This window comes from Micromonospora echinospora, assembly GCF_014203425.1.
GTDB classification, from domain to species: domain Bacteria; phylum Actinomycetota; class Actinomycetes; order Mycobacteriales; family Micromonosporaceae; genus Micromonospora; species Micromonospora echinospora_A.
The window spans coordinates 5,743,024-5,758,220 of record NZ_JACHJC010000001.1; the positions used below are offsets into that span (position 1 = coordinate 5,743,024).

Below are 15,197 nucleotides of genomic sequence, written 5' to 3' on the forward strand. Positions count from 1 at the left end.
ATGGCGCGCATCGTGGTCATCGGCGCCGGCGTGGGCGGGCTCGCCGCCGCCGCCCGGCTCGCGGTCACCGGGCACGAGGTCACCGTCCTCGAACGGGCCGGCACGGTCGGAGGCAAGCTCGGCCGGTACGCCCACCACACCCCGGAGGGGGTGTGGCACTTCGACACCGGGCCGAGCCTGTTCACCCTGCCGCAGGTCTTCCACGACCTGTTCGAGGCGACCGGCGCGAAGCTCGACGAATACCTCGACGTGGTCCCGCTGGACCCGATCGTGCGGCACGTCTTCCCCGGCGGCGGGCCCACGCTCGACTCCTGCGCCGACCCGGACGAGTTCGCCGCCCGGATCGGCGCCGCGTTCGGCGACCGGTCCGCCGCCGACTGGCGCGGGCTGTGGCGGCGCGCCGGCCGGGTGTGGGCGGCCTCGCACCGGGACATCCTGCGCCGTACCGTCGACTCGCCCCGCGACCTGGCCGCGCTGGCCTGGCGGCTGGGCGACCTGGCCGCCATCGGCCCTGGCCGTACGCTGCGCGGGCTGGGCCGCCGCCACCTGTCCGACCCGCGGCTGCGGATGCTGCTGGACCGGTACGCCACGTACACCGGCGCCGACCCGCGCCGCGCCCCGGCCGCGCTCGTCGCCGTCCCCTACGCCGAGCTGGCGTACGGCGGCTGGTACCTGCGCGGCGGGCTGGGCACGCTCGCCGACGCGCTGCTGTCCCGCTGCCTGGACCTCGGCGTGGTGGTACGCACCGACGCCACAGTCACCCGGATCGACGCCGCGGGCGGCCGGGTGCACGGGGTACGCGTGGCCGGGTCCGCCGCGCCGGTGCCGGCCGACGTGGTGGTCGCCAACGTGGACGCGCTCACCGTCTACCGGAACCTGCTGCCCGATCCGCGCCGGCTGGCCGCGCTCACCGACCGCAGCCTGGCCGGGTTCGTGCTGCTGCTGGGCGTACGCGGCGACTCCGGGCTGGCCCACCACAACGTCTTCTTCCCCCGCGACTACGACGCCGAGTTCGACGCCGTCTTCGGCGACCCGGGTCGCGGGGTGCGGGCCCGCCCGGCGCCCGACCCGACCGTGTTCGTCACCGCGGCCGACGACCCGGCGGTCCGCCCCGACGGCCACGAGGCGTGGTTCGTGCTCGTCAACGCGCCCCGGCACGGCACCGCCGCGAGCGCTGTGGACTGGCGGCGGCCCGGCCTGGCCGAGGCGTACGCGGACCGGATCCTCGACGTGCTGGCCGAACGCGGCGCCGATGTGCGCGACCGGCTGGTGTTCCGGGAGATCCGCACCCCGGCCGACCTGGACGCGGCCACCGGCGCGCCGGGCGGGGCGATCTACGGCACCGCGGGCGGGCTGCTGCGCCCGGCCAACCGGGGTCCGGTCGCCGGGCTCTGGCTGGTCGGCGGCTCCAGCCACCCCGGCGGCGGCCTGCCCATGGTGACGCTGTCCGCGGAGATCGTCGCCGAGGCGGTCGGCCCGGCCTGGTGAGGTGTAAGGAAGGGCCCCTTGTTAACGCCTCCGGTAGAGGAAGGGCCCCTTCTTAACGCGGGCAGCCCGCCGCGCGCCGGGCAGCGCGGGCACGGGCAGCGCGGGCGCGGGCGCGGCGGTCAGCCGGCGTCGACAAGGGCGCGGCGGACGGCGGAGAGCAACTGGCCGAGGCCGAACCCGGCGAGCAGCACCCAGACCGTGGTGGCCATGGTGATGGTGCCGGCGGTCAGGTCGGCGTCGATCAGGCCGGTGAGCCCGGCGACCAGCAGCCCGACCAGCGCGACGCTGACCCGGGTCGGTCGCTCCCCCACTGTCACCGCGCCGATCTCCCGCATCCCGGCCGACACCGCTCGCGCCCGCACGTACTCGTGCAGCCAGGACAGGCCACCGGCCGCCGCGACCAGCGCGCCCGGCGCGCCGAGCAGCCAGAACGCGATCAGCCAGGCCACCTCGCCGAGCCGGTCGGCGACCGAGTCGTAGACGTAGCCCAGGCGGGTGGTGCGGCCGGTCGCGACCGCCACCGCGCCGTCGACGCTGTCGGCCACCGCGGCCAGCAGCACGAACAACGCGCCCAGGAACGGTCCGTCGCCGGGCCGCTCCACGAACAGGGGTACGCAGAAGCAGAGCAGCACCCCGAACACGGTCACCGGGGTGGGACCGACGCGCAGCCGGCCCAGCACGTAACCCACGTGGTAGGCGAAGCGCAGCCAGGCACGCACCACCGGCGCGGCGGTACGCGGATCGAAGCCGCCGTGCAGCCGCGCCCACGCCGTCGCGTACTGGTCCCAGTTCAGCTGTGTGCCCACCACGGATCAACCGTAGAAGCACGGCGCGGGTGTCGTGTGGCGGGTGGTCACACCCGTGCGGCCGCGCGCAGCCGCTGCCACACCTCGCGGGTCGCGGTGGACCGGTTGAGCGTGATGAAGTGGATCCCCGGCACGCCCTCGTCGAGGAGCTTCTCGCACATCTCGCTCGCCTGCTCGACGCCGAGGCGGCGCACCGCCTCGGGGTCGTCGGCCACCCGCTCGAACCGCTCGGCGAGCGCCGGCGGGAACGGCGCGCCGGACAGCTGCACCGAGCGTTCGATGGTGCCGATCTGGGTCACCGGCATCACCCCGGCCAGGATCGGCGTGTCGCAGCCGGCGGCGGCCACCCGGTCGCGCAGCCGCAGGTAGTCGTCGGCGTCGAAGAACATCTGGGTGACGGCGAACTCCGCGCCCGCCCGGCACTTGCGGACGAAGTACGCGGTGTCGCTGGCCACGTCCGGCGATCGCGGGTGCTTGTACGGGAAGGCGGCCACCCCGACGCTGAAGTCACCGCTGTCCCGTACCAGCCGGACCAGGTCCTCGGCGTACCGGACGCCTTCGGGGTGGGCGATCCACTCGCCGCCCGGGTCGCCCGGCGGGTCACCCCGCACGGCCAGCACGTTGCGCACCCCGACCGAGGCCAGCCGCCCGATCACGTGCCGCAGCTCGGCCACCGAGTGGTTCACGGCGGTGAGGTGCGCCATCGGCAGCAGCGTGGTCTCGGTGGCGATCCGCTCGGTCACCGCCACCGTGGTGTCGCGGGTCGAGCCGCCCGCGCCGTAGGTGATCGAGACGAACGAGGGGCGCAGCGACTCCAGCTCCCGGATGGCCTGCCAGAGCAGTTTCTCCCCGGCCTGCGTCTTCGGCGGGAAGAACTCGAAGGAGAACGTCGGGCGGCCGTCACGGATCAGCTCCCCGATGGCCGGCTGGGGATTGGGGAGGACCGAGGGAAGACCGAGCGCCACGGACCGACTGTAGCCGGGAGTGCCCGGCTTACCGAGCGTCTTCCCAGCCCGCGAACACTCCGCGGCGCGACGTCGTACCCCGGGGGTAGAAAGACCACAGCGCGGTGGGGCGGCCGACGGCCGTCCCGGGGCCCGCGCGGGGGTCGCCACGACGGTGACGCGCCGGCGCCGGCCGGGCGTCCGCGTCGCCATCCGCGCTGTCGCCCCGGAGGTCACCATGATCCCGTCCTCGCCGCCCGGCCCGCGCCTGCTCGGGCCGCTCCTGGCCGAGCTGCGGGCCGCCCGCGGCTGGAGCCAGCAGCGTCTCGCCGCCGAGCTCTGCGCCGCCTCCGGCGTGCCCACCCTGACCCGGCACGAGGTGTCCCGCTGGGAGCGCCAGCTCCGGCTCCCCGGCGACTTCTGGTCCGCCTGGCTGGCGACGGTCCTGGGCGTGCCGGGCGAGCTGCTCGCCGGGGCCGCCGCCAGCAGCCGCCGGCTCGGCGCGACGCCCGCCGCCGTCGACCCGGCCGGGTCCCGCGCCCGGCTGGCGCTGCTCACCCTGGCGCACCGCTGGGCCGCCGACCCGGGCGGCGGCACGCTGGCCGGCCCGTTCACCGGCCCGGCGACCGCCGCGCCGTCCGGCCCGGCCACCGGCGACGGGTACGGGCCGCCCGGCGCCGACGACAGCGCCGGCTCCGGTCGGCGGCACCCGGCGGACGGGGCGTCGCTGGCCACGCTGCGGCGCTGGGACGACCTGCTCGGCGGCGGCGACCTCGCCGGGCTCGGCGCGCGCCGGCTGCGCCGCTCGGTCCGCGGCTACCGGCGCGCCGGGCCCGCCGGCCGGCGGCGGATGCTGCCGTCGCTGGCCGAGTCGGCGCAGCTCGCCGGGTGGCTGGCCGCCGACGCCGGCGACCTCACCGGCGGCCTGGTCGCCTACCGGCTGGCGCTGCGGGCCGCGGTGGCCGCCGGGGAGCCGCCGCTGGCCGGGCACGTGCTCGGGTCGGCCAGCCACCTGCTGGCCGACGCCGGCGACCCGGCCGGCGCGCTGGTCCTGGCCCGGATCGGGTACGCGGCCAGCCGCGCCACCGCCTCCCCGGGGCTGCGGGCGCTGCTGCTGCACCGGGTCGCGCTCGCCGCCGCGCTCGGCGGGAGGTGCCGCGCCGCCGGTCAGGCGCTGGCCGGGGCCGACCGGGCCGGGCCTCCGGAGCCCGGCCGGGAGCCGCCCTGGCTGTACTGGCTGGACGCGGCCGAGCTGGCCGCGATGACCGGACGCACGCTCGTCGCGCTGGGTCGTCCCGCCGCGGCCGTGCCGCTGCTGACGCCCGTGGTGACCGCGCTGGGCCGCCCGCGCCGCTCAGCGGTGTACGGCGGCTGGCTGGCCCGCGGGCACCTGGGGCTCGGCGCGGAGCCCGAGGCGTGCGCGGTGGCCGGCGAGGCGCTGCTCGACGCGGTCCGCTCCGGTTCGCCCCGGGCCGTCGGCCAGCTCACCGAGTTCCGCCGCGGGCTGGCCCGCCGTCCGCCCGGACCGGCGACCCGGGGGTACGCGCGGCTGCTCGCGGCGGCCCGTCCGTACCTGCCGTCGCGGCACCGATGGCGACCGTCACCGCCGGTGAGCTGCGAGCCACGCCGGGACGGTGGCACGACGGGATCGGGCCCGAACCGCTAGCGTCGTGGCGTGACCCACGCTGCTCCTGTTTCCCCCGTCGACCGTGCCGGCCTGCGTCAGCGGATCGACAAGGCGCTCACCGAGTTCCTGGCCGGCCAGCGCGGCTGGCTGACCGCCGTCGACGACGGCCTGCTGCCCGTCGCCGAGGCGATCGAGGCGTTCGTGCTGGGCGGCGGCAAGCGGCTGCGCCCGGCCTTCGGCTACTGGGGCTACCGGGGCGCCGGCGGGGTCGACTCCGACCAGGTCGTCGCCGCCCTGGCCGCGCTGGAGTTCGTGCAGGCCAGCGCGCTGATTCACGACGACCTGATGGACCGGTCGGACACCCGGCGGGGCGAGCCGGCGGTGCACCGCAGGTTCGCCGCCCGGCACCGGGCGGCCGGCTGGGGCGGCGACGCGGACGCCTTCGGCGACTCGGCCGCGATCCTGCTGGGCGACCTGTGCCTGGTCTGGTCCGACGAGCTGCTGCACTCCTCCGGCCTGGCGCCGGCGACGGTGGCCCGGGCCCGGCCGGTCTTCGACGAGATGCGCACCGAGGTGACCGTCGGGCAGTACCTGGACGTGCTGACCCAGGCGACCGCGGACACCTCGCTCGACCGGGCCGCCAAGGTGGCCCGGTACAAGTCGGCGAAGTACACGGTCGAACGGCCCATGCTGCTGGGCGCCGCGCTGGCCGGCGCCCCGCCCGAGGTGCACGCCGCCTACTCCGCGTACGGGCTGCCGCTGGGTGAGGCGTTCCAGCTCCGCGACGACGTGCTGGGAGTGTTCGGCGACCCGGAGCTCACCGGCAAGCCGGCCGGTGACGACCTGCGCGAGGGCAAGCGGACGTACCTGGTGGCGGCGGCCATGGAGACGCTCGACCAGGCCGGCCGGGAGGCGTTGCTGGCCGGGCTCGGCGTACCGGACCTGGACGCGGCCGGGGTGGACCGGCTGCGCGAGCTGATCACCACCAGCGGCGCGCTGGAGCGCGCCGAACAGCACATCGCCGCGCTCACCGAGAGCGCGCTTGCCGCGCTCACCGCCGTCGACCTGGACACCGAGGCCCGCCAGGCGCTGGTGGATCTGGCCATAGCCGCCACCCGCCGCCCCGCCTGACCGCCACTCTCCCCTCCCTCCCTCCCGCCACGCCCGCTTCCGAAGCGGTCGATCATGAAGTTGGCGGCACTTTCGGAGATCGACTTCGCCGCCAACTTCATGATCAACGAGGACGGGAGGGCCGGCGGCCCGGGTGGGTGAAGAGGGCTAGAAGCCCACGGCCTGGGCTCGGCGTTTGACCTCGCGGGCCAGGTCGCCGCCGAGCGCGACGGCCGGGGTGCCGGGAAGCGACGGGTCCTCCCGGTAGAGCCAGCGCAGCGCCTCCTCGTCGTCGTACCCGGCGTCGTCGAGCAGGTTGAGCACGCCGGGCAGGTGCTTGAGCACTGTGTGGTTGGCCACCAGGTCGGCCGGGACGCGGCGGACGCCGTCACGGCGCACCGCGAGCAGTTCGCGGTCGCGGATCATCTGGTGCACCTTGCTGATCGACAGGTCCAGGCGCTCGGCCACGTCGGGCAGCGTCAGCCAGCCGGCCGGGTCGGCCGGTCCGGCCAGGTCGGCGCCGGTCTCGGCGGGTACGGAATCGGTCACCCGACCACCCTGCCACGTGCCCGCCGGATCCGGTGCACGGCACCCCCGGACCGGCCAGCGAGCGCGCCGGGCCACCGGTGTCCCAACCCGGCGGTAGCATCCTGTTCTACGTTCACCCTTCCGACACATAGACTGCCTGCCGATGGACACACAGGTCGCCGACACGTTGCTGGGCTCGCTGATCGAGGGGCGCTACCGCATTCGCGGGCGCGTCGCCCGTGGCGGCATGGCGACCGTGTACACCGCCACCGACGAGCGCCTGGAGCGCACTGTGGCGGTCAAGATCATTCACCCGACCCAGGCGCCGCAGGCCCGGGCCCGGATGGCCGGCTTCGTCGAGCGGTTCACCGACGAGGCGAAGACGATCGCCCGGCTCACCCACCCGAACGTGGTGGCGGTCTACGACCAGGGCATCCACGCCGGCCTGCCGTACCTGGTGATGGAGTACGTGCGCGGCCGCACGCTGCGTGACGTGCTCGCCGAGCGCCGCCGGCTGAATCCGGACGAGGCGCTCGCGATCACCGAGCAGGTGCTCGCCGCGCTCGCCGCCGCGCACCGGGCCGGTCTCGTGCACCGGGACGTCAAGCCGGAGAACGTGCTGGTCGCCGAGGTGCCCACCGGCGGCAGCCGCGACCTGGTCGACAGCGTGGTCAAGGTGGCCGACTTCGGGCTGGCCCGGGCCGTCGAGGCGAGCGCGGAGGACGAGAACGGCAACCAGCTCATGGCGACAGTGGCGTACGTGGCGCCGGAGCTGGTCACCCAGGGCCATGCCGACCCGCGCACCGACGTCTACTCGGCCGGCATCGTGCTGTTCGAAATGCTCACCGGCCGGGTGCCCTACGACGGCGACCGCCCGGTGGAGGTCGCCTGGCAGCACGTCGACCGGGACGTGCCTCCCCCGTCGACGCTGGTTCCGGCGCTGCCGCCGGCTGTCGACGCGCTCGTCGCCCGGGCCACCCGGCGGGACCCGGCCGCCCGTCCGGCCGACGCCGCGGCGCTGCTGACCGAGGTGCAGGCGGCCCGCGAGGAGCTGGGCAACCCGCACGCGCACACCGCTGTGCTGCGCCAGCTCAGCGACGACACGGCGGTGCTGAGCCAGCCGACGCAGGTGGTGGCCGCGCTCCAGCCGGTCCAGCGCCCGGCGTGGGCCCGGCTGCCCGAGGGCGCCGCCGCGCAGCGCCCGCACCGCCGCCGCGCCGTCGAGCAGGAGGGGCCGGTCGCCCGGTTCGCCGCCCTGCGTACCCGGATCATGGGCTCGCCGCGCGGCCGGCTGGCCGTCGCCGCGGCGGTCGTGGTGCTCGGCCTGGTCGCCGCCGTCGGCGGCTGGTGGTTCGGCGTGGGCCGCTACACGGTCGCGCCGCAGATGGTGAGCCTCACCAAGGCCGAGGCCGAGGCGCAGGCCCAGCGCGGTGGTTTCACGCTGCGCTACGCCGACCCCCGGTACGACGAGAACGTCCCGAAGGACACCGTGCTCGGCCAGGCGCCGGGCTCGGCCGCCCGGATCGTCAAGGGCGGCACGATCACGCTGACCCTGTCGCTCGGCCCGGAGCGCCTGCCGGTGCCGGACGTGGTGGGTAAGGACTTCGCGCTGGCCCAGGTGGAACTGGAGGGTCTCAACCTGGTCGCGGCCAAGGGCAGCTCCCGCTACGACGACGCGCTGCCGGCGGGTGTCGTGCTGGCGACCGACCCGAAGGTCGGCACGGTGGTCAAGCCCGGGGCCAAGGTGACGCTGATCCTCAGCAAGGGCCGCGCCCCGGTGAGCGTGCCCGACCTGGTCGGCAAGAGCCTCACCGAGGCGCGCACCATCCTCGCGCGGCTCGGGCTCAAGCCGGTGGAGAACGTCAAGGACTCCGACAAGCCGAAGGACGAGATCCTCGGCCAGAGTCCGGCGGACGGCACCGGCGTGGAGAAGGGCGCCCAGGTCAAGCTGGAGATCAGCAAGGGCCCGCCGCAGGTGGCCGTCCCCCGGGTGATCGACATGCCCTGCCAGCAGGCCAAGCAGACGCTGGAGAGCCAGGGCTTCCCGGTCAACATCCAGCTCAACCCGAATGGCGTCGTCCGGCTGCAGAACCCGGCCGAGAACACGCCGGTGCCGCCGGGCACGACGGTCACGGTGACGTGCCTGTGAGCGCGGCCGACGGGTGCCGGCCGGTGGGGTCGCACACCCCCACCTCCGGTGGCCTGGCGCGGGCGGCCCTGCCGTACGCGGAGGCGGCCGAGTCCGAGGTGGTGCAGGTCTACGTCTCGAACTCGCGTGGCTGGGCGCTGCCGGCCGGTGACCCGGCGCAGGACGCGCTGTTCCGCGACGGCTGCGGCGAGCGTGGCCTGCCTGTGTTCATCCACGCGTCGCTGCTGGTCAACCTCGGCTCCCCCACCCCGGCGACGGTGAGCCGGTCGGCGGAGACGCTCGCGCACGCGCTGAAACGGGGCCGGGCGATCGGCGCCGGGGGCGTGGTGTTCCACGCCGGCAGCTCGGTGGACGCCGGGCACGCCGACGCGGCCCTACGGCAGGTCCGGGAGGCGCTGCTCCCGCTGCTCGACGAGACTGCGGCCACCGGCGGGCCGATGCTGCTGGTCGAGCCGAGCGCCGGGGGCGGCCGGTCACTGGCGTCCCGGGTCGAGCACCTCGGTCCCTACCTGGACGCGGTCGACAGGCACCCGATGCTCGGGGTCTGCTTCGACACCTGCCACGCCTGGGCGGCCGGGCACGACCTGGCCGCCGAGGGCGGCATGACCGCCACGCTCGACACGCTGGTCGCCACCGTGGGCGCCGACCGGCTGCGGCTGGTGCACGCGAACGACTCGAAGGACCTGTGCGGCTCCACCCGGGACCGGCACGAGAACATCGGCAAGGGCACCATCGGCGAGCCGGCGTTCGCCGAGCTGATGCGCCATCCGGCGACGGCCGGCGTGCCGGTGCTGGTGGAGACCCCCACGGAGAAGCACGTCGGCCACGCCGCCGACATCGCCACCCTCAAACGCCTCCGCCCCTGACGGTTCCCACCCTCACCCTCACCGCCGGCAAAGGCGGGCCGGTCAGGCGCGCAGGGTGGTGTTCAGGATGGTGGCGGCGCTGTCGATCTGCTCGTCGGTGACGTCCAGGTGGGTCACCAGCCGGGCGGTACGCGGGCCGAGCACCGAGATCAGCAGGCCTTCCGCCCGCGCGGCGGCCGCCAGCGCGTGCGCGTCCAGCGGGTGCTTGGTCAGGTCGAGCGGCACGATGTTCGTGCGCGCCACCGACGCGAGCACCCCGTGCGGGGCGACCGCCTCGGCCAGCCGGGCCGCCTTGGCGTGGTCCTCGGCGAGGCGCTCGACGTGGTGCGCCAGCGCGTACCGGCCGGCGGCGGCGAGGATGCCCACCTGTCGCATGCCACCGCCCATCCGCTTGCGCAGGACCCGCGCGCGGGCGATCTTCTCCGCGCTGCCCACCACCAGCGAGCCGACGGGTGCGCCGAGGCCCTTGGAGAGGCAGACCGAGAGCGTGTCGAACAGCACGCCGTACTCGGCCAGCGGCAGCCCGTCGGCGACGTGCGCGTGCCAGATCCGGGCGCCGTCGCAGTGCAGCGCCACCCCGTGCTCGTCGGCGACCTCGCGCATGCGACGCAGCGTGGGCAGCGGGATCACCCCGCCGCCGCCCCGGTTGTGGGTCTGCTCCACGGCGATCGCGCGGGTGGGGACCGCGAAGTAGCCGTCCGGCCGGATCATCCCGGCGACCACGTCGGGGTCCAGCTCCGCGCCCACCGCCGGCCACGTCCGCGACGAGATCCCACCGTACGCGGCGGCGGCGCCCACCTCGTACGTGACCACGTGCGCGTCGGCGTCGCAGAGCAACTCGTCGCCGGGCGGTACGTGCAACTGGAGCGCGAGCTGGTTGGCCATCGAACCGCTCGGGGCGAACAGCGCCGCCTCGTGGCCGAACAGCGCGGCCACCTCCGCCTCCAGCGCGGCGACGGTGGGGTCCTCGCCGTAGACGTCGTCGCCCACCTCGGCAGCGGCCATCGCCTCCCGCATCCCCGGCGTCGGCCGGGTCACGGTGTCCGTCCGCAGATCGATCAGGTTACCCACGGAGCATCTCCGCCACGAGGAACGCCAACTCCAGCGACTGCTGGGTGTTGAGCCGCGGGTCGCAGGCGGTCTCGTACCGGTCGGGCAGGTCGAGGTCCTCGATGCCCTGGGCGCCGCCGAGGCACTCGGTGACGTCCTCGCCGGTCAGCTCGACGTGCAGGCCGCCCGGGTGGGTGTCCAGGCCGCGGTGCACCTCGAAGTAGCCGAGCACCTCGTCAACGATCCGGTCGAAGTGCCGGGTCTTGTAGCCGTTCGAGGACTCGTGCGTGTTGCCATGCATCGGGTCGCACTGCCAGACGACCTTCGCGCCGGCTGCGGTGACCTTCGCCACGATCGGCGGCAGCGCGTCGCGTACGCGGTGGTTGCCCATCCGGCTGATCAGCGTGAGCCGGCCGGGGATGTTGTCCGGGTTGAGCTTCTCGCAGAGCTCGATCGCCTCGTCCGGGGTGGTGGTGGGGCCGAGCTTGACCCCGATCGGGTTGGCGATGCGGGAGATGAAGTCGATGTGCGCGCCGTCGATCTGCCGGGTCCGCTCGCCGATCCAGAGGAAGTGCCCGGACAGGCCGTACGCCTTGTGGTCGGAGATCCGCGTCAGCGCCCGGTCGTACTCCAGCGCCAGCGCCTCGTGCGAGCAGTAGAGCGTGACGGTGCGCAGCGCCTCGTCGTCCGTCATCCCGCAGGCCCGGATGAGGGCCAGCGCCCGGTCGATCTCGCGGGCGATCGCGTCGTAGCGTTCCCCGGCCGGGGACTGCCGGACGAAGTCCTTGTTCCAGTCGTGCACGGCGTGCAGGTCGGCCAGGCCGCCGGCCAGGTACGCGCGGAGCATGTTCATGGCGGCGGCCGAGTTGGCGTACGCGCGGATCATGCGCTGCGGGTCGGCGACCCGCGCCTCCGGCGTGGCCTCCAGCGAGTTGATCATGTCGCCGCGGTAGGCGAGCAGACCCCGGGCGTCGGTCGGCAGCGACCGGGGCTTGGTGTACTGGCCGGCCACCCGGGCCACCTTGACCACCGGCAGCGACGCGCCGTAGGTGAGCACGATGGCCATCTGGAGCAGCGTGCGGGCGTTCGCGAGCAGGTGACTCTCGGTGTTGTCGGCGAACGTCTCCGCGCAGTCACCGCCCTGCAGCAGGAACGCCTTGCCCTCGCAGACCAGGGCCAGCCGCTGCCGCAGCTGGTCGACCTCGTAGGGCGCGACCACCGAGGGAACCGTGTCCAGCACCCGGCAGACCTCGGCGACCTGGGCCTGGTCGTCCCACGGCGGGGTCTGCGCGCGCGGCAGCTCCCGCCAGCGGTCGAGGCCGAGGGCTGTGTCCTCGGCGGAGTCGGCGGTCGGGCGGCTGGTCTGCAGGCCAGGGCTACCCACGGCGGGGTGACTCAGCTGATGCCACTCATGGCGCATGGAGGAAAGCGTACGGCGACCGTCGCGATCACTCGTCGCCGAGGGGCATGGTTCCGGTCACTGGGAGGACACCGGCGAGGGCGCCGCCGGCGGCGGCGGCCCGGACGGGTCGGCGGTCGGCTCGGCCGTGCGGTCGCGGGGCGCCTCGCCGGAGATGCACCAGTCTGCACCGTTACGGGTCACCGTGAACAGCAGTGACCGGGTGGCCTTGCGCGATCCGGCGGCCACCGTGACGGAGGCGCTGACCTCCTGCCCGTTCGGGCCGGAGCGGACGTCGGTGATCGTCGCGTCGGGCACCGTGAAGTGGTCGGCGAAGTCGCCGTTCGGGCCGGTGGCGGCGGCGTCGAAGGCGGCGTGCATGGGCGCGCAGAGCTGGCTGCGGCCGGCGTCGGCGTCGCGGGCGGTGAGCGCGTCGAGGTACGCCTGCACGCGCTCCCGGCTCTTGGCCGCCGCCTCCTCGGCCGGCGCCCGGCCGCTGGGCGCGGTGGCGGCGCCCTTGTCGCCGGAGCCGCAGGCGGCCAGCGCCGCCGGCGTGAGCGCGAGAGCGAGGGCGAGCGCGGCGAACCGGCCCCGGTGGCTGCGACCCATCGGTCCTCCCGTCGCGTGGACTCGTCGAGCGGCGAGTGTGCCACACCCGGCCCGCGCGGCCGGGTGACTCCCCATCCTGACCCGGATCGGCGCGTGCGGCCAGGACGGCACGCGGGCGGGGAGGGGCCGGTACGGCCCCTCCCCGCCGGGTGGGTGGTGCGTCGGCCCTCGGCTAGCCGAGGCCGCCCTTGATGGCGCCGATCAGCTCGCCGTTGCTGGTGTCACCGGAGAGCTCCCAGAAGAACGCGCCACCGAGGCCCTGGCTGTTGGCGTAGCTCATCTTCCCGCCGATGGTCGCCGGGGTGTCGTAGCTCCACCAGTTGCTGCCGCACTTGGCGTACGCGGTGCCGCCGACCGTGCCGGTGGCCGGGCAGCTGTTCTTGAGCACCTTGTAGTCCTCGATGCCGGCCTCGTAGGTGCCCGGCGCCGCGCCGGTGGCGCTGCCGCCGGGCGCGGCCTGGGTCACGCCGGTCCAGCCGCGTCCGTAGAAGCCGACGCCGAGCAGCAGCTTGCTGGACGGTACGCCCTTGGACTTCAGCTTCTGGATCGCCGCGTCCGACCAGAAGCCCTGCTGCGGGATGCCCGAGTAGGAGTAGAGCGGCGAGTGCGGCGCGGTCGGGCCCTGGGCGTTGAAGGCGCCGAAGTAGTCGTACGTCATCGGCATCAGCCAGTTGAGGTTCGTCGCGGCGCCCGCGTAGTCGGTGGCGTCGATCTTGCCGCCGTTGCTGCCGTCGGCGGTGATCGCCGCGGTGACCAGGAAGCTGGAGCCGAACTTGCTCCGCAGCGCCGAGACCACGTTCTTGAAGGCGTTCGGGCCGCTGCTGTCGCACTGGAGGCCGCAGGCGTTCGGGTACTCCCAGTCGACGTCGATGCCGTCGAAGACGTCCGCCCAGCGCGGGTCCTTGACCAGTGAGTAGCAGGAGTCGGCGAACGCGGCCGGGTTCTGCGCCGCCTGGGTGAAGCCGCCGGACCAGGTCCAGCCGCCGAAGGACCAGAGCACCTTCAGGTTCGGGTACATCTTCTTCAGCTTGCGCAGCTGGTTGAAGCTGCCGCGTAGCGGCTGGTCCCAGGTGTCGGCCACGCCGTCGACGCTGTCCGCCGCGGTGTACGCCTTCTCGTAGTCGGCGTAGCTGTCCCCGATGCTGCACCGGCCGCCGGTGGTGTTGCCGAAGGCGTACAGGATGTGGGTGAGCTTCGCGGCCGAGCCGCTGGTGTGGATGTTCTTGACGTGGTAGTTGCGGGCGTAGACGCCCCACTCGGCGAAGTAGCCGACGACCTTCTTGCCCCCGGGCGGCGGCGTGGTGGGCGGCTGCGTGGTCGGCGGGGCGGTCGTCGGCGGCGCGGTGGTGGGCGGCGCGGTCGTGGGCGGCGCGGTCGTGGGCGGCGCCGTGGTCGGCGCGGTGGTCGTCGGCGTGCCGCCGCCGGTGCAGGAGCCGCCGTTGATCGTGCAGCTCACCGGCGCCTTGTACGCGCCGGTGCCGTTGTAGCCCCAGCTGAAGCTGGCGCCGGGGGCGAGCGTCGATGCCCAGCTCTTGTTGACCGCCACGTAGCGGTCACCGCTGCGGGTGATGTCGGCGTCCCAGGAGCTGCTGATCGAGGTGCCGGAGGGCAGCGTGAACTCGATGCGCCAGCCGTTGACGGTGGAGCTGGTGCCGTTGGTGACGGTCACCCGGCCCTCGTGGCCGGTCCCCCAGTCCTGCACCTTGGCGAACGTGGCGGTGACGCTGCCGGCGGCCGACGCGGTGGTCATGGGCACCGCGGCGACCGCGAGCGCGACCACGGCGCCGGTGGCCCACAGGGCCCGGCGGAGCGATCTCTTCATACGGCGTCCCTCCAATAGTTAGGAAAGTTTCCAAATTGATTGCTGAGACGCTACTCACGCCGTCACCACTTCGTCAAGATGTAGATGCGTCGATTTCACGGGTGGCGCGGGACGGTCCGGGCGACGGCCCGTAGCCTCGTCACATGACCGTTTTCGACGTCCAGATCGACGCCCTCACCGGCGGACCGGCCGATCTCGGCCGCTACCGTGACCGCGCCCTGCTCGTGGTCAACGTGGCCTCCCGCTGCGGCCTCACCCCGCAGTACGCGGGCCTTCAGGAACTCGCCGACACGTACGCCGGGCGCGGGCTCACGGTGCTCGGGGTGCCGTGCAACCAGTTCGCCGGCCAGGAGCCGGGCAGCGCCGCCGAGATCGAGGAGTTCTGCCAGGTCAACTACGGCGTGACGTTCCCGCTGACGGAGAAGGTGGACGTCAACGGACCGGACCGGCACCCGCTCTACGCCGAGCTGGTGTCCACGCCGGACGCCGAGGGGCACACCGGCGACGTGCGCTGGAACTTCGAGAAGTTCCTCGTCGCCCCGGACGGCACGGTGGCCGCCCGGTTCGCCCCGCAGGTCACGCCCGAAGACCCCGAGCTGCGCGCGGCGATCGAGAAGGTCCTGCCGGCCTGACGAATGCGCGCCGGGACGGTGCCGGGTCCCGGCGCGCATGCCGCGCGTTCACGAACAGACATCGGCAACTCCCCGCGTACCCGGGAGAAAGAATTCGCCCCCGCGAATCGAAACCGTCGTCGCAACAACACCGCCGAATCGTGGCGGCGACCCGACTGTGTCCTGTT

The 15,197-nt window shown here is 74.5% G+C and carries 13 protein-coding genes; 6 read left to right on the forward strand and 7 right to left on the reverse strand.

Annotation, left to right across the window (positions count from 1 at the left end):
• On the forward strand, positions 1 to 1,488 hold the full coding sequence (locus FHU28_RS25620) for a phytoene desaturase family protein (RefSeq protein ID WP_184686937.1): 1,488 nt from the start codon (positions 1 to 3) through the stop codon (positions 1,486 to 1,488).
• Between the two features lie 119 nt (positions 1,489 to 1,607).
• Here the strand turns inward: FHU28_RS25620 and FHU28_RS25625 are convergent, their stop codons facing one another.
• Both FHU28_RS25625 and metF read right to left on the reverse strand, forming a co-directional pair.
• A complete protein-coding gene (locus tag FHU28_RS25625) occupies positions 1,608 to 2,297 on the reverse strand; it encodes a CDP-alcohol phosphatidyltransferase family protein (protein WP_073831031.1) in 690 nt (229 codons plus the stop codon).
• A 44-nt stretch (positions 2,298 to 2,341) separates the two neighbouring features.
• Complete coding sequence (gene metF, locus FHU28_RS25630) at positions 2,342 to 3,259, reverse strand: methylenetetrahydrofolate reductase [NAD(P)H] (protein WP_073831032.1); 918 nt, start codon at positions 3,257 to 3,259, stop codon at positions 2,342 to 2,344.
• A 154-nt stretch (positions 3,260 to 3,413) separates the two neighbouring features.
• Between metF and FHU28_RS25635 the strand changes: the two genes are divergently transcribed.
• A complete protein-coding gene (locus tag FHU28_RS25635) occupies positions 3,414 to 4,904 on the forward strand; it encodes a helix-turn-helix transcriptional regulator (RefSeq protein ID WP_311773649.1) in 1,491 nt (496 codons plus the stop codon).
• Positions 4,905 to 4,913: 9 nt separating this feature from the next.
• Positions 4,914 to 5,996, forward strand: coding sequence for a polyprenyl synthetase family protein (locus FHU28_RS25640; RefSeq protein WP_184686938.1), 1,083 nt, complete (start codon positions 4,914 to 4,916; stop codon positions 5,994 to 5,996).
• Positions 5,997 to 6,143: 147 nt separating this feature from the next.
• Here FHU28_RS25640 and FHU28_RS25645 read toward each other — a convergent pair whose 3' ends face one another.
• The gene (locus FHU28_RS25645) at positions 6,144 to 6,524 is read right to left on the reverse strand and encodes an Rv2175c family DNA-binding protein (RefSeq protein WP_116507503.1); all 381 of its coding nucleotides are present in this window, start codon (positions 6,522 to 6,524) and stop codon (positions 6,144 to 6,146) included.
• A 142-nt stretch (positions 6,525 to 6,666) separates the two neighbouring features.
• Between FHU28_RS25645 and pknB the strand changes: the two genes are divergently transcribed.
• Both pknB and FHU28_RS25655 read left to right on the forward strand, forming a co-directional pair.
• Positions 6,667 to 8,652, forward strand: coding sequence for a Stk1 family PASTA domain-containing Ser/Thr kinase (pknB, locus tag FHU28_RS25650; RefSeq protein WP_184686939.1), 1,986 nt, complete (start codon positions 6,667 to 6,669; stop codon positions 8,650 to 8,652).
• On the forward strand, positions 8,649 to 9,518 hold the full coding sequence (locus tag FHU28_RS25655; protein ID WP_184686940.1) for a deoxyribonuclease IV: 870 nt from the start codon (positions 8,649 to 8,651) through the stop codon (positions 9,516 to 9,518). Before pknB ends, FHU28_RS25655 begins: the two co-directional genes overlap by 4 nt.
• Before the next feature lie 42 nt (positions 9,519 to 9,560).
• On the opposite strand, the gene FHU28_RS25660 is transcribed toward FHU28_RS25655, so the two are convergent.
• The 4 genes from FHU28_RS25660 to FHU28_RS25675 form a co-directional block, all read right to left on the reverse strand.
• Positions 9,561 to 10,580 (reverse strand): threonine aldolase family protein, encoded by a 1,020-nt coding sequence (locus FHU28_RS25660; protein WP_184689906.1) that lies wholly within the window; start codon positions 10,578 to 10,580, stop codon positions 9,561 to 9,563.
• A 1-nt stretch (position 10,581) separates the two neighbouring features.
• Positions 10,582 to 11,988: a class II 3-deoxy-7-phosphoheptulonate synthase gene (locus tag FHU28_RS25665; RefSeq protein ID WP_184686941.1), complete on the reverse strand. Its 1,407-nt coding sequence runs from the start codon at positions 11,986 to 11,988 to the stop codon at positions 10,582 to 10,584.
• Between the two features lie 57 nt (positions 11,989 to 12,045).
• On the reverse strand, positions 12,046 to 12,576 hold the full coding sequence (locus tag FHU28_RS25670; RefSeq protein WP_184686942.1) for a hypothetical protein: 531 nt from the start codon (positions 12,574 to 12,576) through the stop codon (positions 12,046 to 12,048).
• Between the two features lie 172 nt (positions 12,577 to 12,748).
• Entirely contained in the window at positions 12,749 to 14,398 is a 1,650-nt protein-coding gene (locus FHU28_RS25675; protein WP_184686943.1) for a glycosyl hydrolase family 18 protein, read from the reverse strand.
• 143 nt (positions 14,399 to 14,541) lie between these two features.
• Here FHU28_RS25675 and FHU28_RS25680 point away from each other — a divergent pair, with 143 nt between their 5' ends.
• Positions 14,542 to 15,030, forward strand: a complete 489-nt coding sequence (locus tag FHU28_RS25680; protein ID WP_184686944.1) for a glutathione peroxidase — start codon at positions 14,542 to 14,544, stop codon at positions 15,028 to 15,030.
• Positions 15,031 to 15,197 lie beyond the last annotated feature (167 nt).

What these genes read in the sequence shown, in the direction of transcription:
- FHU28_RS25620 (WP_184686937.1), top strand. Translation starts at nt 1, where the DNA reads ATGGCGCGCATCGTGGTCATCGGCGCCGGCGTGGGCGGGCTCGCCGCC.
- pknB (WP_184686939.1), top strand. Translation starts at nt 6,667, where the DNA reads ATGGACACACAGGTCGCCGACACGTTGCTGGGCTCGCTGATCGAGGGG.
- FHU28_RS25665 (WP_184686941.1), bottom strand. Translation starts at nt 11,988, where the DNA reads ATGCGCCATGAGTGGCATCAGCTGAGTCACCCCGCCGTGGGTAGCCCT.
- FHU28_RS25670 (WP_184686942.1), bottom strand. Translation starts at nt 12,576, where the DNA reads ATGGGTCGCAGCCACCGGGGCCGGTTCGCCGCGCTCGCCCTCGCTCTC.
- FHU28_RS25675 (WP_184686943.1), bottom strand. Translation starts at nt 14,398, where the DNA reads ATGAAGAGATCGCTCCGCCGGGCCCTGTGGGCCACCGGCGCCGTGGTC.
- FHU28_RS25680 (WP_184686944.1), top strand. Translation starts at nt 14,542, where the DNA reads ATGACCGTTTTCGACGTCCAGATCGACGCCCTCACCGGCGGACCGGCC.